We start from the raw sequence: 21,486 nt of genomic DNA on the forward strand, positions 1-21,486 counted from the left end.
GTCAGAGCACTCACCATCGCCTTGACGCGTGCGGTGCGGGCGGCAACAATCACGCGGCGGGGAAGGAGGGAGAACACACCCGAGCAACGCCCAACCACCCAAGGGCTATCTAGCTGGGGCGCCCCCAACACACCCCACACCCGCCCCGTGAACAGGTGGGCTCCCGCCCGCAGGCGTCCCACCCACATTCCCGAGCAACGCCCAACCACCCGCGGGATCACGGCCTGAGGCGCCCTACCAAAACAACCCCCGGGCAGCACGAAACCGGCGAAACCAGAGGCTCCCCCAAGATCAATAGGATCACGCCCCTATGCCCCACCACCAGGCCGAGGGAACGAGCCTGTGGACAACTCCCTGTATGCCTCTGCAAGCCCCTGTAAGCCCTTGTAAGCCCCCGCAAGTCTCTGTGGGCCTTGTGTGCCCCCTGCAAGTCCCTACGAGTCCCGGCGAATCCCCATGGGCCCCGCGAGTCCTGATGAATCCTGGCGCGCGGCTTCCCGCCGGGAGAAGTAGTCCGCACTCGCACCAGTTCAGGAGGGTTTCGGGCCTAGGGACGCGGCTGGAGTCATGGGCCGGATACAGGCCCACTGGCCCCTGTCCCTGCCCTGCCCCTGTTCCTGCTCCCCTGCCGCCCCACCCCCGACCCCACCGGAACTCCACCGGCCGCCTCGCTCACCGCTCGGACCACTCCCTCGCCTCCACCGGCCCCTCCCTGGGCGAACACGTGTGGCCTCCGCACCCGATCGGGTGCGGAGGCCACAGGTGGTGTGCGTTCGGTTCAGTCCCTGGGTGCGCAGAGGGCGGTCGCGACGGCCGCGATGCCCTCACCACGGCCGGTGAGGCCCAAGCCGTCGGTGGTGGTCGCCGAGATGCTCACGGGCGCGCCCACGACCTCGGAGAACGTCTTCTCCGCCTCGTCACGCCGGGGCGCGAACTTGGGGCGGTTGCTGATGATCTGGACGGCCACGTTGCCGATCTCGAAACCGGCGGCGTGCACGCGTGTGACGGTCTCTGTGAGCAGAGCCACGCCCGAGGCACCCTTCCACCGAGGATCGGAGGTTCCGAAGTTGGATCCGAGATCACCGAGTCCGCAGGCGGACAACAACGCGTCGCATGCGGCATGAGCGGCGACATCACCATCGGAATGGCCACTCACACCATCTTCACCGGGCCATTCCAAACCGGCGAGATAAAGTGTTCTTCCAGGAGAAAACGGGTGGACGTCGGTTCCGACGCCCACCCGAGGCATTTTCGTCATGAATTATGTGATTCCGCGACTATCAGCCTGTAAGAACGTCGTCGAGGATGGCCTCGGCCTTGTCCTCGTTGGTCTTTTCCGCGAGCGCGAGTTCACTGACGAGAATCTGCCGCGCCTTGGCGAGCATCCGCTTCTCACCGGCGGACAGACCACGTTCCTTGTCCCGGCGCCACAGGTCACGCACGACCTCGGCGACCTTGTTGACGTCGCCGGACGCCAGCTTCTCCAGGTTCGCCTTGTAGCGCCTCGACCAGTTGGTGGGCTCTTCGGTGTGCGGTGCCCGCAGCACCTCGAAGACCTTGTCCAGGCCTTCCTGCCCCACCACGTCACGAACGCCGACATCCTCGGCGTTCGCAGCCGGCACTCGCACCGTCAGATCGCCCTTGTCAACCCTCAGAACGAGGTAGGTTCTGTCCTCGCCCTTAATAGTGCGAGTCTCGATCGCTTCAATACGAGCAGCCCCATGATGGGGGTAGACAACAGTGTCGCCGACCTTGAAAGCCATGTGACAGGTACCCCTTCCGCTACACCAAGGATACCATGAATCTGTGACTTAACGTACCTATTAGCTTTGCGAACACGCAGGTCAAGCCACACTTTTTAGGGCTTGACAAAGTGTACCCGAGCAGCCTCGGATGCCTGATCGGAACATCTCAAAGAGGGCTGGAACCCCCGCTGGCCAGCCGAAGCGTGACATCAGGGCTACCTTCTTGGGGTAGGGTTCGCCCTCGCACGAACACGCCCCGCGAGCGCTCGTAGCGATTTAGATCACGATTTCGGACGGGGCTGATCCAACGTTGACTCGTCCGGATCCAGACCGCCCCCGGAGTCAAGCCCGCGTCAAGCCCTCCCCCCACATCCCCCCGTGCCATCCCCTGGTTCTCCCCCGTTCTCCCCCGCGCACGCGTAGGGCCCCGGAACACGAAAGCCCCAGGGCCCGATGACGTCGGATGACGACCTACGAGGGTGTTACTCCTCGGGTTCGTAATCCTCGCGCTTCTCTCCGGTCACCATGTAGATCAGGTTGTCGGCGACGTGCACCGCGTGGTCACCGTAACGTTCGTAGAACCGCCCGACCAGGGTCACGTCCATGGTCGCCTCGACCCCGTACTCCCAGCCCGGGGCGAGGATGCGCTGCAGCAGCTTGCGCCGCAGCCGGTCCATCTTGTCGTCGTCCTTGTCCAGTTCCAGAGCGGTGTCGGGGTCCCTCTCCAGGATCACCTCTCCGGCCTTGGTGACCAGCAGCTCGGCTTCGTGACCCATCTCCAGGACGATCGAGCGAACCGGCTTGGGGATGGCCGAGTCCGGGTGTCGACGGCGGGCGATCTTGGCCAGGTGGACGGCGTGGTCGCCCATCCGCTCCAGGTCACCACGCATGTACAGGGCGGTGATGATGGTCCGCAGGTCGGAGGCCACCGGCTGTTGCCGCGCCATCAGACTGAAGGCGGTGTCCTCGATCTCCTGGTCCAGTCGGTTGATCGCCTCGTCCCCGGAGATCACCTCCTGGGCGGCGGTGAGGTCACTGTCCAACAACGCGGTGGTGGCACGCGCGACGGCGTGCCTGGCGAGCCTGGTCATCTCGACGAGGCGTTCGCTCAGGCTGTCAAGGTCCTCGTGGTACGTATCGCGCATAAGGTCAATGCTCCCAGTGTGAGTTTGAAGGATCGGCCAAGAGTCGGTGAACGATTGAAGAACCTCGGTTGTGTCGCGTGCCCTTGCCGAGTAAAGCCCTGGTCGGCACGTTTACGATCGAATCGTGCAAGGTGAACTTCTCGCCGCCGTAACCGGCATCATCGGACTCGTGCTGGGCGTCGTCATGGGCGTCATCGTCGCCGGTCGCTTTTTCCGGTCGCGCGCGGAACAACTGGAACCGCGTCCGCGCCAGGAGGGCAACGGCCTCCCCCCGGGGATCGCGGAGGTACTCTCCGCCCTCCCCTCTTCCGCCGTGGTCCTGGACTCCGCGGACAGAGTCCTGCGTGCTTCCTCCGCCGCCCGGGCCTTCGGGATCGTCCGTGGCGAGGAACTGGTCATAGGCGAACTCCTCTCGCTGGCCCGCAAGGTTCGTCGGGACGGGGTCATCCGTGAGACCTCGATCGAGGTCGCCGTCCGCAAGTTCGGCCCCGACGCCACGTCCTTCGCCGTGCGGGTGGCACCGCTGGGCGGCACCGGTCTGGTGCTCGTCCTGGCCGAGGACCAGACCGAACACCGTCGTTTGGAGGCGGTCCGTCGTGACTTCGTGGCCAACATCTCGCATGAGTTGAAGACCCCGGTGGGTGCCCTGTCCCTATTGGCGGAGACCGTACAGGACGCGAGTGACGACCCGGAGGCCGTCCGTCGGTTCACCGAGCGCATGCAGATCGAGGCCTCCCGTCTGACCGCCGTCATCCAGGACCTCATCACCCTTTCCCGTATCCAGGGCGCCGAACCGATCGCCGAACCGGTTCCGGTGAACGTGGAGTCCATCGTGGAGGAGTCGATCGACGCGGCGCGCATGCCCGCCGACGCCAAGGGGATCGAGCTGGTCGGCAGCGGTGCCGAGGGGCTGACCGTGCTGGGTGACGAGGCCATGCTCGGCACCGCCCTGCGTAACCTGATAACGAACGCCGTCGCCTACAGCCCGAAGAACACCCGGGTGGCGGTCTCAGTGGGGGTCGCCCGGTCGAGCGTGGACATCAGCGTCGCCGACCAGGGGATCGGGATCCCACAACAGGATCTGGAGAGAATCTTCGAGCGGTTCTACCGTGTGGACGCCGCTCGAAGCCGGGCCACCGGTGGTACCGGTCTCGGCCTGGCGATCGTCAAGCACATCATGACCCACCACCGTGGAGAAGTGACCGTGTGGAGCAAGGAGGGGTCGGGGTCGACGTTCACTCTGCGTCTGCCCAGACCGGAGAGCCGGGAGTTCGACACGTCCCGGAACGACAATCACCAGGAGACGGCACAGTGACGCGTGTACTCGTAGTAGAGGACGAGGAGTCCTACAGCGACGCCCTGTCGTACATGCTGCGTAAGGAGGGTTTCGAGGTCGCGGTGGCCCCCACCGGCACCGTGGCGTTGGAGACCTTCGACCGGACCGGGGCCGACCTGGTACTGCTCGACCTCATGCTGCCGGGACTGTCCGGCACCGAGGTCTGCCGCACCCTTCGCCAGAAGTCCAACGTCCCCGTCATCATGCTCACCGCCAAGGACTCCGAGATCGACAAGGTCGTCGGTCTGGAGCTGGGCGCCGACGACTACGTGACCAAGCCGTTCTCCTCCCGCGAGCTCGTGGCGCGGATCCGCGCGGTGCTGCGCCGCCGGGGCGAGGTCAAGGCACCGACCAGCGTCATCCTGGAGGCCGGCCCCGTCCGTATGGACGTGGAGCGGCACGTGGTGACGGTTCTCGGCGACAACGTGCAGCTGCCCCTGAAGGAATTCGAGCTGCTGGAGGTGCTCCTGCTCAACGCCGGGCGCGTGCTCACGCGGATGCAGCTCATCGACCGGGTGTGGGGCGCCGACTACGTCGGTGACACCAAGACCTTGGACGTGCACGTGAAGCGGCTGCGGGCCAAGATCGAGGAGGACCCGAGCAGCCCCCGGTACATCGTCACCGTGCGCGGGCTCGGCTACAAGTTCGAGCCGGTGACCGTCGAGGTGGAGTAGCTCCGGGCACGGGTGGTCCCCCTTCGGATTCCCCGCGCCGGTACTCCACCGAGCTTCGACCTCCCGTGTCCCGGGCGGCTGCTTCGTCACCGCCCGGGACTTTCGGTGTGCCTTCGCACTGCGCGGGCGAGGACCTCGCAGGCGTGCCGCAGGTCCGGCCTCGTGGCGGCTCCGTAGCCGATGACGAGTCCGTGGACACGAGGTTCCGCGTGGCTGGTCCGGCTGGTGTCCTCGACCAGGATCCCTTCGGCCGCGGCGGCCTCGATCACCGGTGCCACCGCCTTCTCCGGTAGGGGGAGCAGGACGTGCAGTCCGGCGGTGTCCCCGGTCAGGTGGGCCCCCAGATGTTCCACGAGCAGTGCGCGGCGGCGGGCGTACTCGCGGCGCATCCGACGCAGGTGTCGGTCGAGGTCGCCGCGTTCCAGTAGCAACTCGGTCACCGCCTGGACGGGTCCGCTGGTGCGGTCGGACAGGTCGGCTCGCACAGCGGCCAGGCGGTCGGCGAGGTCGGGGTCGGCGACGATCCAGCCGATGCCCAGGTCGGGGTCGAGGGTCTTAGAGAGCGTGCCGAGCAGGACCACCCGTGCCGGGTCCAGTCCGTACAGGGCGGGCAGGGGCGCCACGTCGTAGCGGAACTCGGCGTCGTAGTCGTCCTCCACCACCAGGGCGCCGGTACGCGCCGCCCAGGTCAGGAGCCGTTCGCGGCGGGGTACGGGGAGTCGTCCGCCGAGCGGGTACTGGTGGGCGGGGGTGGTGTAGACGAGGCCGAGGTCGTCGGGCAGGTCGTCGGTGCGGAGTCCGTCGCGGTCGACGGGGCAGGGCACGATGTGGGCGCCGCGGGCGGCCAGGATGGACCGGGCCCTCCCGTAGCCGGGGTCCTCCACGCCGGCGCGGGTGCCGGGTCCGAGCAGGGCCGCGACCAGGTCGAGCCCGTTGCCGGTCCCGCGAGTGACGATGAGGTTCTCCGAGCCGACACGGATGCCGCGGGCGCGGCGCAGGTGTTCGGCGAGGAGCGCGCGGAGCCGGGGCCGTCCACGCGGGTCGGGGACGCTGTCGGGTGCGTGCCCGGCGGCGTGCCGCCACGCGCGGCGCAGGGCGGCCCGGTCGTGGTCGTGCACCCAAGGCGTTCCGGGTCGCAGGTCGACACGGCCCTCCCCGCGTACCTGTTCTCGAGCGGGGCGGCCCTCGGGCGACGGCAGGCCGCCGCGGGGGGCCGGCGTCGTGCGCGGAGCGAGGGGTTCGTGCTCGGCGACGAACGTGCCCGAGCCGTGCCTGCCCTCCAACCATCCCTCGGCGTAGAGCTGTTGGTAGGCGTCGGTGACGACGGTGCGGCTCACCCCGAGTTGAGCGGCCAGGGAGCGACTGGAGGGGAGCCGTTCGGAGGGACGGAGCACCCCGGTGGTCATGGCCGTACGCAGTTCCGACGCCAGCTGAGTGGTGAGCGGGGTGGAGTGGGAACGGTCCAGGTGGATCGGGGGGTCGGCGAGGCGACGAGGCAAAGTGGTCCTTCGTTATAGGCGGAAAGTGGCCATGGTCGGGGTATCCACTTTCTTTCTACGGTGAACGCATGCTCTCCACCGAATCCGAATCCGAATCCGCTCCCGAATCCGAACGCACGCTCTCCCCCACCGAACGCACCCGGATCAAGCGGGGGAAACACAAGGCCCGTAGCGACCGTTCCGAGCTCTACGACCTCCTCGACGAGGGGCTGGTCTGCCACGTGGGCGTGGTGGTGGACGGCGCTCCCCGTGTACTGCCGACCGGCTACGCACGGATCGGCGACACCCTTTACCTTCACGGATCCACCGGCGCCCGCTTCCTCCGCGAAATCGGTGAGGTGTGCGTGACGGTCACCTTGTTGGACGGGATCGTGATGGCGCGGTCGGCCTTCCACCACTCGATGAACCACCGGTCGGCGATGGTCTTCGGGACGCCTCGGGTGGTCACCGACCCGAACGAACACGAGGCGGCGCTACGGGCCACCACCGAGCAGGCGGCACCGGGCCGGTGGGACGTGGTGCGTCGGCCGAGTGTCAAGGAGTCGGCGGCGACCCGGGTGCTGGCGTTGTCGCTGGAGGAGGCGTCGGTGAAGGTGCGTACGGGGCCGCCGTCCGACGATCCGGAGGACCATGACACCCCGGTCTGGGCGGGTGTGCTGCCGATGCGCACGGTGTTCGACCCGCCGGTCACCACCCCGGACCTGCGCCACGACCTGCCCGCCCCGGCTCACGTCATCGCCCGGGTCACACCTCCAGGACGACGGTGAACGGCCCCTCGTTGGTCAGGTCCACGGACATCCGCGCACCGAACACCCCGGTGGCGACCTCGGCTCCCTGTTCGCGCAGTTCCTTGACGACGGCGTCCACGAGGGGTTCGGCGACCGGCCCCGGGGCCGCCGCCTGCCACGTGGGCCGGCGGCCCTTGCGGGCGTCTCCGTAGAGGGTGAACTGGCTGACCACCAGCAACGGGGCCTGGATGTCCGAGCAGGACTGCTCGTCCGCCAGGATCCGCAGGGTCCAGAGCTTGCGGGCGATCTTGGCGGCCTCGGCCTCGGTGTCGGTGTGGGTGACGCCCACGAGCGCCATGAGCCCGGGCCGCGTGATCTCCCCGACGACCTCGTCGTCCACCGTCACCGAAGCGTGCGACACCCGCTGCACGACCGCGCGCATGGGCTCCCCCTCTTGTTCTCGTCGACTCTCGTGGCCCCTGGCCGGGACGTTCCTACCTCGATCGTTGCAGCTGGTTGAGCAGCCCGGTGCGACGGGTGTTGGTGATGACACCGGTGAGGGTGAACACGAACGTGGTGATGGAGTCCGTGAAGTCCTCGATCCGCCACTCCCGCGGGCCCGTGTACCAGTGCAGGCCGTCGCCGTCGAGTTCCTCCGGTTCGAGGTCGGCGATGGCGGCGCCGGCCAGGATGTTGGCCCAACGTTCCACGTCGTCGAAGATCACCGCGTAGGGCAGGTAGCGCGAGTACAGCTCCACTCGTTGCCCTGACGGCACGGTCTGGGCGCGCGAGCTCAGCAGGTAGTCGCGAAAACCCATGGTGTGCGCGTACACGGAGCTGCCCAGTCTGGTCTTCGCGGGCATGTACTGGGCGCCGGCGGTGATGGCCGCGCCGGCGATGACGACGGCCAGCCCGGTGAAGGCGGCGTGGGTGAACACCGCGAGAAGGATCGTCGACAGGACGCCGACCGCGGTGGTGAGCATCCCGACCGTCGTCCAGACGCCGCGGACCCGGCTGGGTGAGCGGGAGAACCACTTCAGTCGCACCATGTCCTGGTACAGCTCGTCCCGGACCCGGTCGATCCTGGTGGGGAAGTCCGGGGAGTGCCGAGGCGAGGCGAGTTGGGACATGCGCACGGTGCGCTTCTCCCCGAAGAGGGCGTCCAGTAGCAGCCACTCGGAGGCCAGCAGGTTCTCCCCGGTGGGGCCGTCCAGGCGGACCAGCCGCCAGTCCACCGAGGTGAAGTGCTCGTGCGGAAGTTCCTCGACCCGGATGTATCCGCGCACGGCCAGGTCCAGGACACCGGCGGTGAGGTCGGCGATGTCCACGCGTTCGTCCACCAGCGTGCCGATCTGGCCGGGGTGGACACCGTCGGGGGCGTGGAAGCGCAGACGACCGTGCTCGCCGGGCTCGATCGGGGCGTGGTCGCCCTGGGAGGCCTCTTGGCGCAACGCGCGCTCGTCACGGCCTCGGATGCGGATCAGGGCGATCAGGCCGCCCACCAGGACCAGCAACAACAGACCGAAGACGCTTCCGGTCGCCGGGGTGACCGCGAAGGCCGATGCCAGGGACCAGCGTCGGGTGAGGATGGGTTCGCCCTCCGCGGTGCCGGGCGGGTAGTTCACGACGATGTCGAGCCGGTCGTCCGGGCCCATGTCGGCCTGGAGGAAGTGCGCGACGACCGCTTCGCCGCCCATGTCGGAGGCGGTGCAGTACATGGAGCTGCGGGGTTCGCCCGCCAGGCAGGACAGGGCCTCCGGCGGCAGGGGGGCGTTGACGGTGACGTCGGTGGTGCGAACCGGGTGGCTGTAGGCGCCCACCGCCCTCCACTCCAACTGGACGCCCTGGGCGACCTCGCTGATGGTGCCGCCCACCCGATAGGACAGGCGCACGCCTCGTGTGTCCGCGGTGGGGATCCGCACCAGCAGGGCGCCACCGGTCTCCTCGGTCTCGATGTCGAGGGTGGCGCCGTCGGCGTCGACCGCGGTGACGTCGTCGACCTCGAACCGACGGTCGTGATCGGTGTCGTAGATCATCGTGGAGGTCAGCGCGCGGGTGAAGGTCTCGGGGGGTTCCCCCTCGAAACGAATGTCCTCCTCGCCGCCGAGTACGCCGTGTCGGTCCAGTTCGAGGGTGATCTGGTTGGTGATGGAACCCTCGTTGGCGGCATGGGGCAAGGTTTTCGCCGAAGCGTGCCCCGGTACTGTGGTGATCGGTGCGGCCGCCGCCGCGTGCGCCTCCTCTCTCGGCCACGCCACGGTGACCGCTGTGACCAGCGAGGAGAACACGAGCAGGGCCGTCGCCCAAGCGACGGCCCCGCGCAGGGAGCCGACCCACCACATGACGCGAGAGCCTATCCGGTCTTCCCTCGGACCGTGCCCACGGGGCACCCTCCGCGACGTCGTGGTCCGGTGTTTCCGAACGGCCCTGAGACGGATGGACGTGGGCGTGTGGTGAGGCGACCGCGACCGGACCCGGACCTCGATCCCTGGGCGGAGCGTCGTGGGTTCCTACAGCGGATGGGGCTGGGTGTGTCCCTGTCCCTCGGTACGGGACTGGCCGCGGTCGGATTCACCGGGTTCCTCGCGATCTCCGCGATGCTTCCCGGCGCCGAACCGGCTTGGGGTGACCCGGTCGGTACCGATCCCACGGAGTTGATGTCCGCGGACTCGGAGGGATGGCCGGCCGACCACTCGGACGCGCCGATCGACGACCCACTCGGGCAGAACCCGCTGTACGCGGCGGGTGAGCTGGGCGAGGTGACGTGCTCCCCTCCGTCGTTGGACCAGCGGGACCCTCGTTCGGTCGAGGTGTTCGTGCACGCGATCGCCGACTGTCTGGACACGGCCTGGGCGGACTACTTCGACGAGGCCGGGCTGCCGTTCGACTCACCCAACCGGATCTACTGGTACGACGAGGGACACAGTCCCTGCGGCCCCTTCCCGAGCGAGGGCACCGCGGCGTTCTACTGCCAGGCCAACCAGGGCCTGTACCTGGGGGTCAAGGACATCGTGGCGGCTTCGGGCGGCAGTGAGGAACCCGAGGCGTACACGTTCCTGCTCAGCCACGAGTACGGCCACCACGTGCAGGGGCAGTCGCGGATGCTCGCCGAGTTCCACGCCCTGCGGGCCAACTCCGACGACGAGACCGCCGACGAGCTGACCCGGCGCAACGAGCTCCAGGCCAACTGTCTGGGCGGGGTGTTCGTCGGCTCCGCCGAGGGGTCGCTGGGTTACCAGGAGAGTGAGCGGGAGAACATCCTCGACGACGTCGTCCGCCGTTCCGACCACGAGGGCACCGGTACGCACGGTTCCGCGGAGAACGGCAGACTGTGGACCGCGCACGGGTGGGATCGCATGGATCCGGCCGCCTGCAACACGTGGGAGGCCCGCGAGGAGTTGGTGCGGTGAGCGCGGCCTGGGACCACGGCGGACCGGACGAGTCCTCCCGGCTGGCGCGTGCGCGCCGTATGCACCGGAACAACCGTCGGGTGTTCAGCGTGGTCTGTGGCCTTCTGGTGGCCGTACTGGCGTTGTCGCTGCTGTCGTGGTCCACCGTTCAAAAGGACACGGGGACCGGGGTCGACACCGTGCTGGAGCGCGCCGAGAGCGGTGAGGACAAGCCCGGGCAGGGTGGTTCGCTCTCGGACTCCCCCACCGGGCAATTGGGGTTGCCGGGCCGATCGGTGCCGGACCGGCCCAGCGGGGAGGTGGCGTTGCTCGCCAATCCGCTGTACGAGACGGGGAGGCTGAGCCCCCTGCCGTGCCCGGTACCGGACGTGGACGTGGACGAACCGGCCTCGATGGAGGTGTTCCTGAACCAGGTCGCCGACTGTCTGGACGATGTCTGGCAGACCCAGTTCGAACGGGCCGGGATCGCCTTCAGCCCACCGGACCGGGTGTTCTGGACCGAGCCCGGGGTGAGCCCGTGCCGCGCCTATCCCTCGGCGGCCGGCGCCTTCTACTGCCGTGCCGGAGGTGCCATCTACATCGGTACCGAGGACGTGGTCGAGAAGTGGAACGGGGCCGAGGAGAGCGTGGTGTACGCGTCGCTGTTGGCCCACGAGTACGCCCACCACGTGCAGGGCGAGTCCGGGCTGCTGGAGTACTACCACGAACAGCGCCAGTTGGAGGAGGACGACGCCGGCCGCAACACCTGGACGCGCCGTAGCGAGCTTCAGGCCAACTGTCTGGCGGGGGCGTTCCTGGGTTCGGTGCGGGTGAGTTACCCGTTGGCCGACGACGACCTCGACGTGCTGCTGGACGACGCTTCCGCGACCGCGGACCGGGAGGGCGAGCCGGACGAGAAGCGTACGCACGGCTCCCCGGAGAACAGTGTCGGGTGGACCCGCTCCGGGTGGGAGGAGCAGTCACCGGGGGCGTGCAACACCTGGGACGTGGAGGACGAGTCGCGGGTGCAGTGAACCGTCCCGCGGGCCGCCACGAATCCCGGCGGGCCGGTTCCGGCCCCGCGAGTTGTCCACAGGCCGGCGGAACACGCTGTTTCACGGCGACTCTGCGTGGCAGGATGCTGACATGCCGGACACAGCCGAACCCCTCCACGAGAACCCCACCCGCGCATCCGCCCCTCGCACCCCCGCCCGCTCCGATGGTGCTCCCTCGGGCGCCCGAGACCGCGTGGAGTTGCGTGTCCATGGGGTGAGTGGCGGGCACGCGGAGGAGCTCTTGGACGTGGAGCCCGCCATGCGTGTGGGCGGCGACCGGCTGGCCGGGTTCTTCCGGTGGCGACGAAAGCCGGACACCGAGACCCTGCCCGGGGTGCGTCGGGAGATCTTCGCCTGGGGCAACCTCACCTCGGGCGCCTCCTCGCGCGCCTTCTGGCTCCTGTTGACGCCGTTCATGATGCTCAACGTGGCCTACTGGATGCGGCCGGGGCGGATGGACGACGGTCAGACCGGAACCCGCCGAGTGGCCAACATCGCCTACGGGGCCGGGGTACGACTGCTGGCGCTCTCGCTGACCATGCTCATCGTCCTGGCCGCCGCCGGGGTGGGGATGGACCTGGTCGCCTGGCAGTGCGTCGGCCAGGGCGAGGAGTGCGTGCGCGCGCGGCCGTGGTTGGCCTTCCTCGCCTCCGCGTCCTCCCCGCTGTCCGCGCCGGGCAGGTCTTTGCTGGTGGGCGCGGTACTGCCGACGGTGGTCGTGGTGGTGTTGTGGCGGTTGTCCCGACGTACCGCGGCCGACTACGAGGTGGTGACCGGACCGGTTCCGCCCCGGTACTCCGAGGACGCCCCGCTCAGCCACCCCGACTTCTGGCGCAACAGCGAGATCATGGCGCGGCTGCGGTCGGCGCACATCGCGATCGCGGTGGGCACCGTGGCGGCGCTGCTGCTCCTGCCGCCGCTACTGCACGACCTGGGCGGGCGCGGAGCACCGATTCCGGACGTGCCGGGTCTGTGGACGGTCGGTGCGGGTCTGGCCGGCCTGTTGGCGCTCGTGGCGCTGCTGAGCACGTTGAGCGTGTTGGTCCCGGGCAAGGACGCTCGGTGGAACGCGCGCGCCGATCGACTGTGTCGCGTGCTGCGCGACACCACCCTGGGGCTGACCGCGGCCGTCGCGGTGTACACCGTCTGGCCACGGCCGGGTTGGGTGACCGAGGGGCGGCTCCCGGGCAGCGGGACCATGCTCAACACCCTCTTCGCCGTGCAGGGCACCTTGGTGGTGATCCTGCTGGTGGCGGCGCTGGTGCTGTTCTCCGTGGACCGACCACATCGGCACACCGCGATGCGGGGGTTGGCCGGTCCGTCCACCGCGGCGCTGGGCACCCTGCTCGGCGGCGCCTTCTCCGCGGCCCTGGTCTACCAGGGGTCACGGTGGTTGAGCGGCTGCGGCTCGATGGACGCCCCCGAGGCCGATTGTCTGGCGCTGTCCCCGCCCACCGCCTACTCCTGGCTGCAGTTGGCCTTCGCCTTCCAGGCGATCATCGTGCTGATCGTGGTGGTGGTCCTGGCCCTGTGGCTGCGCGGGGCGGTACGAGCCCAGTTGCCGAAGGTCACCGCGCTGTACTCGCGCAGTGTCCGGGACCGGCGGACGTGGGACATCGCGCGTGCCCGCGCCGTGGGCCGGATGACCGAAGCGCTACCGAAGATCCTGGGCGCCCTGCTGCTGCCGGTCGTGCCGTTGGTGGGGCTGGCCCTGTACTCGATCGCCACCGGAAACCTGGAGGCCGGACCGTTGGACGCCCCCATGGCGGTCACCGGCGGATTGCAGGGCGTGGCCCAAGACGCCCTGGACGCGCTGGTGGCCGTGGGTTCACTGCTGGGCGGGGCCGCCCTCGTGGCGTTGGTGTGGATCGGCCGCAGCGCCTACCGGGACCGGCCGACCCGTCAGGCCGTGGGAGCGGTGTGGGACGTGGGCACCTTTTGGCCACGGGCGGCCCACCCGCTGGCGCCCCCGTCCTACGCCGAACGCGCCGTCCCCCAGCTCGTGGCGAGGGTGCGCAGGATGGCCGACGAGGACACCGGGGTGGTGTTGTCCGGGCACTCGCAGGGTTCGGTGTTGGCGGCGGCCACGGTGTGGCAGTTGCCGCAGGAGTGCGCCGACCGGGTCTCGCTGATCACCCACGGGTCCCCGTTGGACCGCTTGTACTCCCGCTACTTCCCCGCCTACTTCGGGCCGGTGGCCTTCACCGACCTGAAGGGGAGGGTGTCGTCCTGGCGCAACCTGTGGCGGGTCACCGACGCCATCGCGGGACCTGTACGTCGCTCCGGCCCCGCCGGGGAGGAGCTGGTCGTGCCGACGGTCGAACCACTGCCGGACCCACGCTCCTACGACGCCCTCCCCGGGGAGGCCCGCCGTCCGGAGATCCTCGGCCACTCCGACTACACCGGTGATCCCGCCTACGCGGAGGCCATGTGGCAGGTCATGCCCGCGGAACGACCATCGCAGAGCGGGGGTTCGGACCCCTACCAGGGCCCGTAGGGACCGTTGTTCTGGTTTCCGCCCATGCCCTTGACCGCGGGACGCACGTCCAGCAGGAAGATGAGCGTGGCCACCAGACCCAGGATGACGAACATGCCCGTGCCGCTCAGGACCGCGAGAAGGGACAGTCCCGACGCCACACCGGTCAGGATGACCCAGAGCTTCTTGGTCTGTTTGTCCATGATCTCGAAGGCCTGCGCCGGTGTCCGCAGCGCCTCGATCAACGCGTAGAGGCTGGCCACGAAGGTCACCAGGTAGACGAGCTGCCAGATCCAGTAAAACAAGACTCACTCCAGAGCTACGCGTGATCGAACGGGGGTCCGCCCGCTCTCCACGGTAAACGGATCGGCGTCGATAATCGTGCCCGGAGGGTCAGACCGGAATGTTCCAGAGGCAGGTGACCGTCGCCAGGAGGAAGGCGGAGGAGCCCATGATGACCGCGCCCGCGTGGTACGGGAGTTCGTCGTCGGGACGCAGGAGGCGGTTGACCCGGCGCATCACCGAGGGTTCGGCGGGACGTACGGCCGCCATCGCGCCGGCCGGGACGGGCGCGGCCCCGGCGGCACCGAAACGCAGCAGCGCCATGGCCAGTTCCCGCGAGGAGCTCTTGCGCACGGCCTGGTCGTCGGCGCACATCTCGATGAGCAGCGCGACGCTCTCGTAGTAGGTGCGTACGAGGTGGACACGGGGGAAGGCCCGCTTGAGGGAGGAGAAGGGCAGCAGCACGAGGTCGTGACGCTGACGCAGGTGGGCGTGCTCGTGGGCGAGGACCGCGGCGAGCTCGCGGTTGTCGAGTACTTCCAGGGCGCCCGCGCTGATGACCACCTGGGATCGCAGGACGCCCGGCAGACAGTACGCGGCGGCGGCGGGGTGGTCGACCACTCGGGCGCCGGGAACGTCGGGGTGATCGCTGGCGACGAGTTCGAGGAGGTCGTGGTGGCGTCTACGAACGCGCAGAACCTGGACGAAGGAGGCCACCAGTCCGCAGAACAGGACCAGGGTGAGGATCACGGCCAGTGTGACGGCGGCCAGGTGGCTGATGCCTTCCAGCCCCTGGGAGAACTCGGCGAGCAGGAACTCTCCGCTGACCAGGTCGGCGAGCATGGCCATGCTGCCGCCGGCGGCACCGAGTCGGTACGAGGAAAGCCCGTAGGCCAACAGCGCGCCGATGGTGGACACACCCCATGCCAGGCCGAGGGCCTGCCAGGCGATGACCGCCGTGTAGGGGCCGCGGGAGGGCCACTTCGCCCGGTGGAGAGCTTCCATGGCGATGAGGCAGCTGACCGCGACGAGAGTGAGGAGTGCGGCACTGACCATTCGGACTAGTTCCTTGGCTGCTCGGTTTCCGCGAGTGCGCGCCTGAGCGCTTCAGCCTCCTGACCGTCCATGGATTGGACGAAGGCGGCCAGGGCCGCGTCACGGTCGACCGTCTGACCGAGTGCGTCGAACATCAACTCGGACACGTAGTTCTCACGGCTGGCAGCCGGACGGTACCGCCACGCACGGCCCTCACGTGCCCGGGTGACGACCTTCTTCTTGGCGAGTCTGTCGAGCACGGTCATGACGGTCGTGTGCGCCAGGTCCCGCTCTGCGAGCGCTTTGCCGACCTCACGAACCGTCATTGGTTCGTTGCGTGCCCACAGTACATCCATCACCGCGCGTTCAAGTTCGCCAAGCCGATTCATAGTCATGAGTCTACGACGGGTGGTAGTACTGCCTGTGGCACCCCCACGTTAATTCAAGATGGCTTGTGAGCAAGGGTATTGAGTCCTCGATGACAGGGTCCGAAGGGTGCTTGCGGCCGGTGCTCCGCGCGGGCACCGAGATCCCCACGGGGCCCGGCTATCGCGGCTTCCCCGGGCGTCGTACGCTCCCGTGTATGGGACACCGGCATCCGAGCAAGCTCAAGAACCCAGAGGTGGGTCACGCGCGTGCCCGTTGGCTCCTGCGCGCGGAACTCGCCGGGTGTGACGCCTGCCGCGCCGAGGGCGACAAGAACGCGTTGACCGACCTGGCGTCGGACGGCGTCTTCGATTCCCTGATCACCGGATTCGTACTCGCCCGTGTCCAGCAATGGCACTCACCCAGCAGACCGTCCCAGTACCCCGCGACGGTGTACCGCATCGCCCCCATCGATGAACGGGACTTCTGGTGGGCCCCCACCCAGCACTGCATGCGCGTGTGCACGGTGACGGGGCCCGAAGGTGTCGACACCGTTCCCGCGCTCCGGGAACTGCGTTTGATGTCGGGTTCTGACCGGTCACTGGTCTTGGACGACATCATCGACGGGCTGGCCGAAACGGAAGGATGACCCTTGAGGCCCGTTCACCAGGGGGCACCGCACATGTCCCCCAAACACGACAAGCCCATCGTGGGCCTGTGCGAAAGATGCGGTGAGTACCTCAACCCCGGGGTGCGCACCTGCCCCAATTGCGGCCACTACAACTCCTAGTCGCGCGCCGACCCCGGTCTCGCCTCACAGTCGGCCGGGGTCGGCGATCGGAGGCGGATACCCCTCGACACCTTCGCCGGATCCCTCCGACCACGGGCTGTGGGCGCGGGCACCGGACAGGTCGGCGAGTTCGGGCACGTACCTACGCACGTAGACACCCTCGGGGTCGAACCTCTTGGCCTGCCGGGAGGGGTTGAAGGCCCGACCGGGTCGGGTGTCGTTGCCGGTTCCGGCCACCCACTGCCAGTTGCCGTAGTCGTCGGCCACGTCACCATCGGTCAGGTGGGCGTCGAAGTGCGCGGCCCCCTCCCGCCAGTGAACGCGCAGGGTCCTGGTGAGGAAGGACGCGGTGATCATTCGGGTGCGATTGTGCATGAAACCCTCGCGAAGCAGTTGGCGCATCCCGGCGTCCACGATCGGCACCCCGGTAAGCCCCTCCTTCCAGGCGGCGAGGGCGTCGGGGTCCTCTCGCCACTCGCGACCACGAGGCCGGTAGTCCCGAATCGTGATGTCGGGGAAGGCCGCGGTGACCTGGTGGTGGAAGTCGCGCCAGGCGAGTTGGCGAACGTACTCGGAACCCCCTGGAAGATCGCGTGCGGCGCGGGCGACCTCCAGCGGGGACAGGCAACCGAAGCGCAGGTCGGCGGACAGATGAGAGGTCGCCGCACCGGCAAGGTCGTCGTTCCGGTCACCGTAGTCGGCGAGACCCGAGTCGAGCCAGGCACGGAGTCGTTCACGCGCCCGGGTCCATCCGCCCGCCTGCCGTTCAGGGGAGAGGGCTCCCACACCTTCGCGTGAAAGGTCGTCGGGCGCGAGCAGGCGTCCGGGGTCGAGTCCTTCGAGCGGGGGGACCCGTTCGGGGGCGGGCAGGGTCTCCCGCCATCGGGTGCCCTCCCAGACCCTCCAGTAGGGGGTGAACACCTTGTAGTGGTCACCCGCGGTCGGGGTGATGTCTCCCGGTGGCACCACTGTGAGCCCGGCGTGGGTACGCGCGACCAACCCGGACTCGCGGAGCCGGGTGAGCCGCCGGTCCGCCACGCGGCTCACGCCCGCGCTCAGATGGACGGTCCCGGCGCCGGTCTCCCGGGCGAGGGCGAGTGTCTCCGTGACCGTGTCGCCTCGGCGGACCACGAGGTCCGCGCCCACGGCGCGCAGTCCCGAACGCAGGTCGGCGAGGGCCTCGGCGAGGTGGGCGAGCCGGTTGCGGGCCGCGCGTCGCAGTAGGGCGTGGTCGAGAACGAAGAGCGGGACCACCGCTCCGCCGGTTCCCAGGGCCGTGGTCAGCGCGGGGTGGTCGTTCAGGCGAAGATCCTGGGTGAAGAGCACGAGCACGGGAGCGACCAAGAGACCTCCTTCACTTAAGGTGTTCGACACACTACTCAAAGAGATCGTCGGTGGTTACGGCAGGCTCCACCGGGTAGGGCCCCGGAATGGATACGTTCGTTCGCCCCGTCGTCGGAGTGTCCAGCTGCCTGCTCGGCGCCTCTGTGCGTTATAACGGCGGCCACTCGCGAAACCGTTTCCTCACCGACGAACTGAGCCGGCACGTGGATTGGCTCCCGGTCTGCCCGGAAGCGGAGATCGGGTTGGGGGTCCCTCGCCCGACCCTGCGCCTACAGGACTCAGAGGGATCGGCGCGAGTGATCTCCAGTGCGACCGGAACCGACCATTCCGACGATCTCTCGAACGTCGCGAATCGACACCTCGATCGACTGGCCCGACTCGACGGCTACGTCCTCAAGAACAAGTCGCCGAGTTGTGGCCTGTTCTCCCTACCGGTCTTCGACGGTGCCGGGAACCGGCTGCGCGGCACCGGCCGCGGCGCCTTCGCCGAGCGGCTCACCACGCTGCTGCCGGCACTGCCGGTGGAGGAGCAGGGGCGCCTGTCCGACGCCGTCCTTCGTGAGCACTTCGTGGAACGGGTGTTCGCGCACGCGCGGCTGCGCGCCCTCATCGAGGGCGAGTGGGCCGTACGCGACCTGGTGGCGTTCCATACGCGGCACAAACTCCAGTTGATGGCGCACTCCCCGGACGGGTACCGCGAGACCGGGCGGGTCGTGGCGAAGGCCGGCGCGCACGACCGCGAGCAGACGGCGGCGACCTACGCCGAGGCGTTCCATCGGGCGTTGGCCGTCAGGACGAGTCGTGGCAAGCACGCCAACGCCCTCCAGCACGTCTTCGGGATGATCAGTCCGTTGCTGGACGACACGCGCAGGCACGATCTGTTGGCCGGGATCGAGGACTATCGGCGGGGCAACGCTCCACTGAGCCTGCCCGTGGCCCTGCTGCGACACCACTGCACGGCGGAGGACGTCACGTGGGCGAGCGAACAGACCTACCTTCGCCCGTACCCGGAGTCGCTTCGGCTGCGGCACCCCGTGTCCGTCTGAGGCGTCGACGAAAGCCGATCGGCGTCCGGGGCCGCGGACCTCCACGGCGACACCCGAAGACCCGCGCACACGGAGAGCTTCAAGAAGACTACAATGGGTGACATTCCCTGACCGCTTCGCGTGCGGTCACCGGTTGCCCCCGACCCTTGAGGTTGCGACGTGTTCGTCTCCTTCTCCCGACGCGCCACCGTGCTCCTCGCCTCCTGTGCCGTGGCCGTGGTCGCCGCGTCCCTGGCCACCGCCCCGCCGGAACGGCTGGTCGAGCGGATCGGACACCACCTGTCCGAGACCGAACCCGAACTCGCCACCGGTCAGATGCGTGTCCCGCCCGACGCCGACTCCACCCCGGCGGCGCTGCCCCGTCCGGGCGACGTCGCGGTCTGCGACGAGCCCGGGCGCGACGAGGTGGTCACCCTCCCCGACACAGCCGCCACCGGTGACGAAGGCCGTTCCGTGTGGATCCGCAGACCCCCCGGACCGGACAGCGCCGACCTTCCCGTGCTCTACCTTCTCCACGGATCCTCATCCGGTCACCGGACCCTGATGGACGCGGGCGTTGGCGAACTGATGGACCGCCAGATGTGCCGCAGCGGGGTCGAGTTCGTGATCGCCGCCCCGCACGGTCAGGTCGAGGACGGGTCCACCACCGAATGGGCCGACGCCCACGACGGGAGCTTCGCCTTGGAGAGCTTCGTCACCGGCCCGACCGTGACCGCGGTGGAGGGGGAGCATCCTCGTCCACGCTCCTTGAGGGCTATCGGCGGCTTCTCCATGGGCGGTTACGGCGCGGCCGCCCTCGCCCTGCGCAACCCCGCCCTGTACTCACAGGTGGTGAGCTGGGCCGGGTACTTCCGGGTCGACGACCCGCACGGCGTCCTCGGTACGGACACCGATCCGCACTCCCCTGATCGTCTCCTCGAACCCGAGGAGGTGCGCGACCTGCGCTTCATGCTGGTCGAGGGGCGTGAGGACCACACTCCTCTCCAGGAGGGGCGGATCCAGGGAGAGGCCGAACGCTTCTCCGATCTGCTCACCGAGCACGGTATGACGGTCACCACCCTGCGTCCCCGCGGCGGCCACGATCTGCGCACCTGGAAACGCACGTTCCCCGATGTCGCGGACTTCCTCGTCGCCGGCTGGGCCTCTACCCCCTGACCCCCACCCGGGTCAACCCCCGCCCCCTGGGACAGGCCGGTCGGGAACAGTGTGTACCTTCGTCGCTGTTGACGACTACTGCCCGCACACGCGACCTGGAGGGACCACCGGTGTCCGGACTCGTTCCGTTGGGTGATCAGGCGGCGGTCCCCTTGAGGATCGCGACGGTGAGCCTGCACACCTCCCCGCTCGACCAGCCCGGTACCGGTGACGCCGGAGGGCTCAACGTCTACGTGGTCGAGGTGGCACGCCGGATGGCGGAGCGCGGCGTGGAGGTGGACGTGTTCACCAGGGCCACCAGGCCGTCGCTGCCGCCCGTGGTCGAACTCGCTCCCGGGGTGAACGTGCGGCACGTGCACGCTGGCCCCTACGGGCGCCTGGACAAGAACACCCTCGCCGAACACCTGTGTCCGTTCATCTTCGGAATGATGCGGGCCGAGGCACAGGCCGAACCGGGCCACTACGACCTCGTGCACGGCCACTACTGGCTGTCCGGCAAGGCCGGGGTCGTGGCCGCGCGCCGTTGGGGCGTGCCGATGGTGCAGTCGATGCACACCATGGCCCGGGTGAAGAACGCCGCCCTCGCCGAAGGCGACTCCCCCGAACCGGAGGACCGGGTACGCGGCGAGGACCAGTTGGTCCGCCAGGCCGACCGGCTCATCGCCAACACCGCAGACGAGGCCCTCCAGCTCTCGGACTTCTACGGCGCCCGACCCGAACAGCTCCATACGATCCCGCCCGGTGTGGATCTGGACACCTTCTCGCCCGGACCTCGCGCCGAGGCCCTGGAACGGATCGGCCTGCCCCGGGACGCCCACCTGCTGCTCTTCGTCGGCCGGGTGCAACGGCTGAAGGCCCCGGACGTACTCATCCGCGCCGCCGCCGAACTCCTGGAACAGGACCCCTCCCTGCGCGATCGCCTCGTGGTGGGCGTGGTCGGCGGCCTGTCCGGCGGGGGGATGCACGAGCCCCGCATGCTCACCGACCTGGCCCGGTCACTCGGAGTGGCCGACGTGGTGCGATTGGAACCGCCCCAGGACCGTCGACGCCTGGCCGACTTCTACCGGGCCGCGACCGTGACGGTGGTGCCCTCCTACTCGGAGTCCTTCGGGTTGGTGGCCGTGGAGTCACAGGCCTGTGGCACCCCGGTCGTGGCGGCCCGCGTCGGTGGCCTGACCACGGCCGTCTCCGACCGGGTGTCGGGCGTCCTGGTGGACGGGCACGACCCGCGCCACTACGCCACCGAGCTGCACCGGTTGATTCGCGAACCGGCCTGGCATGCCAAGCTGGCGGAGGCCGCACCGGAACACGCGGCCACCCTGAGCTGGTCGCGGACCGTGGACGACCTGTTGGACGCGTACCGGTCGGCCCTGACCCCGCGCGCGCTCCCGCTGGCCGAGGCGGCATGCCGATGACGGGGA

At 68.9% G+C, this 21,486-nt stretch carries 21 protein-coding genes; 11 read left to right on the plus strand and 10 right to left on the minus strand.

Translation table 11 applies throughout. The features are described 5' to 3' along the window. Positions 1-778: 778 nt before the first annotated feature. The 3 genes from ispF to phoU all read right to left on the minus strand — a co-directional run bounded on the left by ispF (position 779) and on the right by phoU (position 2,890). A complete protein-coding gene (gene ispF / locus ACWGKS_RS14545; RefSeq protein ID WP_358504054.1) occupies positions 779-1,249 on the minus strand; it encodes a 2-C-methyl-D-erythritol 2,4-cyclodiphosphate synthase in 471 nt (156 codons plus the stop codon). Positions 1,250-1,280: 31 nt separating this feature from the next. Further along, positions 1,281-1,763 (minus strand): CarD family transcriptional regulator, encoded by a 483-nt coding sequence (locus tag ACWGKS_RS14550; protein WP_067600369.1) that lies wholly within the window; start codon positions 1,761-1,763, stop codon positions 1,281-1,283. A gap of 464 nt (positions 1,764-2,227) precedes the next feature. After that, on the minus strand, positions 2,228-2,890 hold the full coding sequence (phoU, locus tag ACWGKS_RS14555; RefSeq protein ID WP_358503529.1) for a phosphate signaling complex protein PhoU: 663 nt from the start codon (positions 2,888-2,890) through the stop codon (positions 2,228-2,230). Positions 2,891-3,014: 124 nt separating this feature from the next. Here phoU and ACWGKS_RS14560 point away from each other — a divergent pair, with 124 nt between their 5' ends. Together ACWGKS_RS14560 and ACWGKS_RS14565 are read left to right on the plus strand one after the other, a co-directional pair. After that, positions 3,015-4,205: a sensor histidine kinase gene (locus ACWGKS_RS14560; RefSeq protein ID WP_358503532.1), complete on the plus strand. Its 1,191-nt coding sequence runs from the start codon at positions 3,015-3,017 to the stop codon at positions 4,203-4,205. Next, on the plus strand, positions 4,202-4,900 hold the full coding sequence (locus tag ACWGKS_RS14565; protein WP_067600365.1) for a response regulator transcription factor: 699 nt from the start codon (positions 4,202-4,204) through the stop codon (positions 4,898-4,900). The genes ACWGKS_RS14560 and ACWGKS_RS14565 overlap by 4 nt, the downstream gene beginning before the upstream one ends. Positions 4,901-4,986: 86 nt before the next feature. Here the strand turns inward: ACWGKS_RS14565 and pdxR are convergent, their stop codons facing one another. Further along, the gene (gene pdxR / locus ACWGKS_RS14570) at positions 4,987-6,399 is read right to left on the minus strand and encodes a MocR-like pyridoxine biosynthesis transcription factor PdxR (RefSeq protein WP_358503535.1); all 1,413 of its coding nucleotides are present in this window, start codon (positions 6,397-6,399) and stop codon (positions 4,987-4,989) included. 68 nt (positions 6,400-6,467) lie between these two features. Here pdxR and ACWGKS_RS14575 point away from each other — a divergent pair, with 68 nt between their 5' ends. Further along, positions 6,468-7,166: a pyridoxamine 5'-phosphate oxidase family protein gene (locus ACWGKS_RS14575; protein WP_358503538.1), complete on the plus strand. Its 699-nt coding sequence runs from the start codon at positions 6,468-6,470 to the stop codon at positions 7,164-7,166. Here ACWGKS_RS14575 and dtd read toward each other — a convergent pair. Both dtd and ACWGKS_RS14585 read right to left on the minus strand, forming a co-directional pair. After that, entirely contained in the window at positions 7,144-7,569 is a 426-nt protein-coding gene (gene dtd / locus ACWGKS_RS14580) for a D-aminoacyl-tRNA deacylase (protein WP_358503541.1), read from the minus strand. The genes ACWGKS_RS14575 and dtd overlap by 23 nt on opposite strands. A 52-nt stretch (positions 7,570-7,621) precedes the next feature. Further along, positions 7,622-9,469, minus strand: a complete 1,848-nt coding sequence (locus ACWGKS_RS14585; protein WP_358503544.1) for a DUF2207 family protein — start codon at positions 9,467-9,469, stop codon at positions 7,622-7,624. A 108-nt stretch (positions 9,470-9,577) separates the two neighbouring features. On the opposite strand from ACWGKS_RS14585, the gene ACWGKS_RS14590 reads away from it, so the two are divergent. The 3 genes from ACWGKS_RS14590 (at position 9,578) to ACWGKS_RS14600 (ending at position 14,068) form a co-directional block, all read left to right on the plus strand. After that, entirely contained in the window at positions 9,578-10,537 is a 960-nt protein-coding gene (locus ACWGKS_RS14590; RefSeq protein WP_358503547.1) for a neutral zinc metallopeptidase, read from the plus strand. A gap of 59 nt (positions 10,538-10,596) precedes the next feature. After that, positions 10,597-11,550, plus strand: a complete 954-nt coding sequence (locus ACWGKS_RS14595; RefSeq protein WP_358504057.1) for a neutral zinc metallopeptidase — start codon at positions 10,597-10,599, stop codon at positions 11,548-11,550. A 112-nt stretch (positions 11,551-11,662) separates the two neighbouring features. Next, on the plus strand, positions 11,663-14,068 hold the full coding sequence (locus ACWGKS_RS14600) for a hypothetical protein (protein ID WP_358503549.1): 2,406 nt from the start codon (positions 11,663-11,665) through the stop codon (positions 14,066-14,068). Here the strand turns inward: ACWGKS_RS14600 and ACWGKS_RS14605 are convergent. The 3 genes from ACWGKS_RS14605 to ACWGKS_RS14615 all read right to left on the minus strand — a co-directional run bounded on the left by ACWGKS_RS14605 (position 14,053) and on the right by ACWGKS_RS14615 (position 15,753). Next, a complete protein-coding gene (locus ACWGKS_RS14605; protein WP_358503552.1) occupies positions 14,053-14,352 on the minus strand; it encodes a DUF2516 family protein in 300 nt (99 codons plus the stop codon). The genes ACWGKS_RS14600 and ACWGKS_RS14605 overlap by 16 nt on opposite strands. Positions 14,353-14,440: 88 nt before the next feature. After that, positions 14,441-15,385 (minus strand): M56 family metallopeptidase, encoded by a 945-nt coding sequence (locus tag ACWGKS_RS14610; protein ID WP_358503555.1) that lies wholly within the window; start codon positions 15,383-15,385, stop codon positions 14,441-14,443. Positions 15,386-15,390: 5 nt separating this feature from the next. Further along, complete coding sequence (locus ACWGKS_RS14615) at positions 15,391-15,753, minus strand: BlaI/MecI/CopY family transcriptional regulator (RefSeq protein WP_084392335.1); 363 nt, start codon at positions 15,751-15,753, stop codon at positions 15,391-15,393. Positions 15,754-15,947: 194 nt separating this feature from the next. On the opposite strand from ACWGKS_RS14615, the gene ACWGKS_RS14620 reads away from it, so the two are divergent. Then, positions 15,948-16,379, plus strand: a complete 432-nt coding sequence (locus tag ACWGKS_RS14620; RefSeq protein WP_452455443.1) for a hypothetical protein — start codon at positions 15,948-15,950, stop codon at positions 16,377-16,379. A 33-nt stretch (positions 16,380-16,412) separates the two neighbouring features. Then, the gene (locus ACWGKS_RS14625; protein WP_358503562.1) at positions 16,413-16,520 is read left to right on the plus strand and encodes a zinc-ribbon domain-containing protein; all 108 of its coding nucleotides are present in this window, start codon (positions 16,413-16,415) and stop codon (positions 16,518-16,520) included. A gap of 24 nt (positions 16,521-16,544) precedes the next feature. On the opposite strand, the gene ACWGKS_RS14630 is transcribed toward ACWGKS_RS14625, so the two are convergent. Further along, a complete protein-coding gene (locus tag ACWGKS_RS14630; RefSeq protein WP_358503565.1) occupies positions 16,545-17,864 on the minus strand; it encodes a cryptochrome/photolyase family protein in 1,320 nt (439 codons plus the stop codon). A gap of 86 nt (positions 17,865-17,950) precedes the next feature. Between ACWGKS_RS14630 and ACWGKS_RS14635 the strand changes: the two genes are divergently transcribed. From ACWGKS_RS14635 to mshA, 3 genes are all read left to right on the plus strand, one after another. Continuing rightward, positions 17,951-18,910, plus strand: a complete 960-nt coding sequence (locus ACWGKS_RS14635) for a YbgA family protein (RefSeq protein WP_358503568.1) — start codon at positions 17,951-17,953, stop codon at positions 18,908-18,910. Between the two features lie 159 nt (positions 18,911-19,069). Next, entirely contained in the window at positions 19,070-20,065 is a 996-nt protein-coding gene (locus tag ACWGKS_RS14640; protein ID WP_358503571.1) for an alpha/beta hydrolase, read from the plus strand. A 110-nt stretch (positions 20,066-20,175) separates the two neighbouring features. After that, positions 20,176-21,480, plus strand: a complete 1,305-nt coding sequence (gene mshA / locus ACWGKS_RS14645) for a D-inositol-3-phosphate glycosyltransferase (RefSeq protein ID WP_358504060.1) — start codon at positions 20,176-20,178, stop codon at positions 21,478-21,480. Positions 21,481-21,486: the final 6 nt, after the last annotated feature.

Source organism: Nocardiopsis sp. NPDC055879 (genome assembly GCF_053615935.1).

What these genes read in the sequence shown, in the direction of transcription:
- ispF (WP_358504054.1), bottom strand. Translation starts at nt 1,249, where the DNA reads ATGCCTCGGGTGGGCGTCGGAACCGACGTCCACCCGTTTTCTCCTGGA.
- ACWGKS_RS14550 (WP_067600369.1), bottom strand. Translation starts at nt 1,763, where the DNA reads ATGGCTTTCAAGGTCGGCGACACTGTTGTCTACCCCCATCATGGGGCT.
- phoU (WP_358503529.1), bottom strand. Translation starts at nt 2,890, where the DNA reads ATGCGCGATACGTACCACGAGGACCTTGACAGCCTGAGCGAACGCCTC.
- ACWGKS_RS14575 (WP_358503538.1), top strand. Translation starts at nt 6,468, where the DNA reads ATGCTCTCCACCGAATCCGAATCCGAATCCGCTCCCGAATCCGAACGC.
- dtd (WP_358503541.1), bottom strand. Translation starts at nt 7,569, where the DNA reads ATGCGCGCGGTCGTGCAGCGGGTGTCGCACGCTTCGGTGACGGTGGAC.
- ACWGKS_RS14585 (WP_358503544.1), bottom strand. Translation starts at nt 9,469, where the DNA reads ATGTGGTGGGTCGGCTCCCTGCGCGGGGCCGTCGCTTGGGCGACGGCC.
- ACWGKS_RS14595 (WP_358504057.1), top strand. Translation starts at nt 10,597, where the DNA reads ATGCACCGGAACAACCGTCGGGTGTTCAGCGTGGTCTGTGGCCTTCTG.
- ACWGKS_RS14600 (WP_358503549.1), top strand. Translation starts at nt 11,663, where the DNA reads ATGCCGGACACAGCCGAACCCCTCCACGAGAACCCCACCCGCGCATCC.
- ACWGKS_RS14610 (WP_358503555.1), bottom strand. Translation starts at nt 15,385, where the DNA reads ATGGTCAGTGCCGCACTCCTCACTCTCGTCGCGGTCAGCTGCCTCATC.
- ACWGKS_RS14615 (WP_084392335.1), bottom strand. Translation starts at nt 15,753, where the DNA reads ATGAATCGGCTTGGCGAACTTGAACGCGCGGTGATGGATGTACTGTGG.
- ACWGKS_RS14620 (WP_452455443.1), top strand. Translation starts at nt 15,948, where the DNA reads ATGGGACACCGGCATCCGAGCAAGCTCAAGAACCCAGAGGTGGGTCAC.
- ACWGKS_RS14625 (WP_358503562.1), top strand. Translation starts at nt 16,413, where the DNA reads ATGTCCCCCAAACACGACAAGCCCATCGTGGGCCTGTGCGAAAGATGC.
- ACWGKS_RS14635 (WP_358503568.1), top strand. Translation starts at nt 17,951, where the DNA reads ATGGATACGTTCGTTCGCCCCGTCGTCGGAGTGTCCAGCTGCCTGCTC.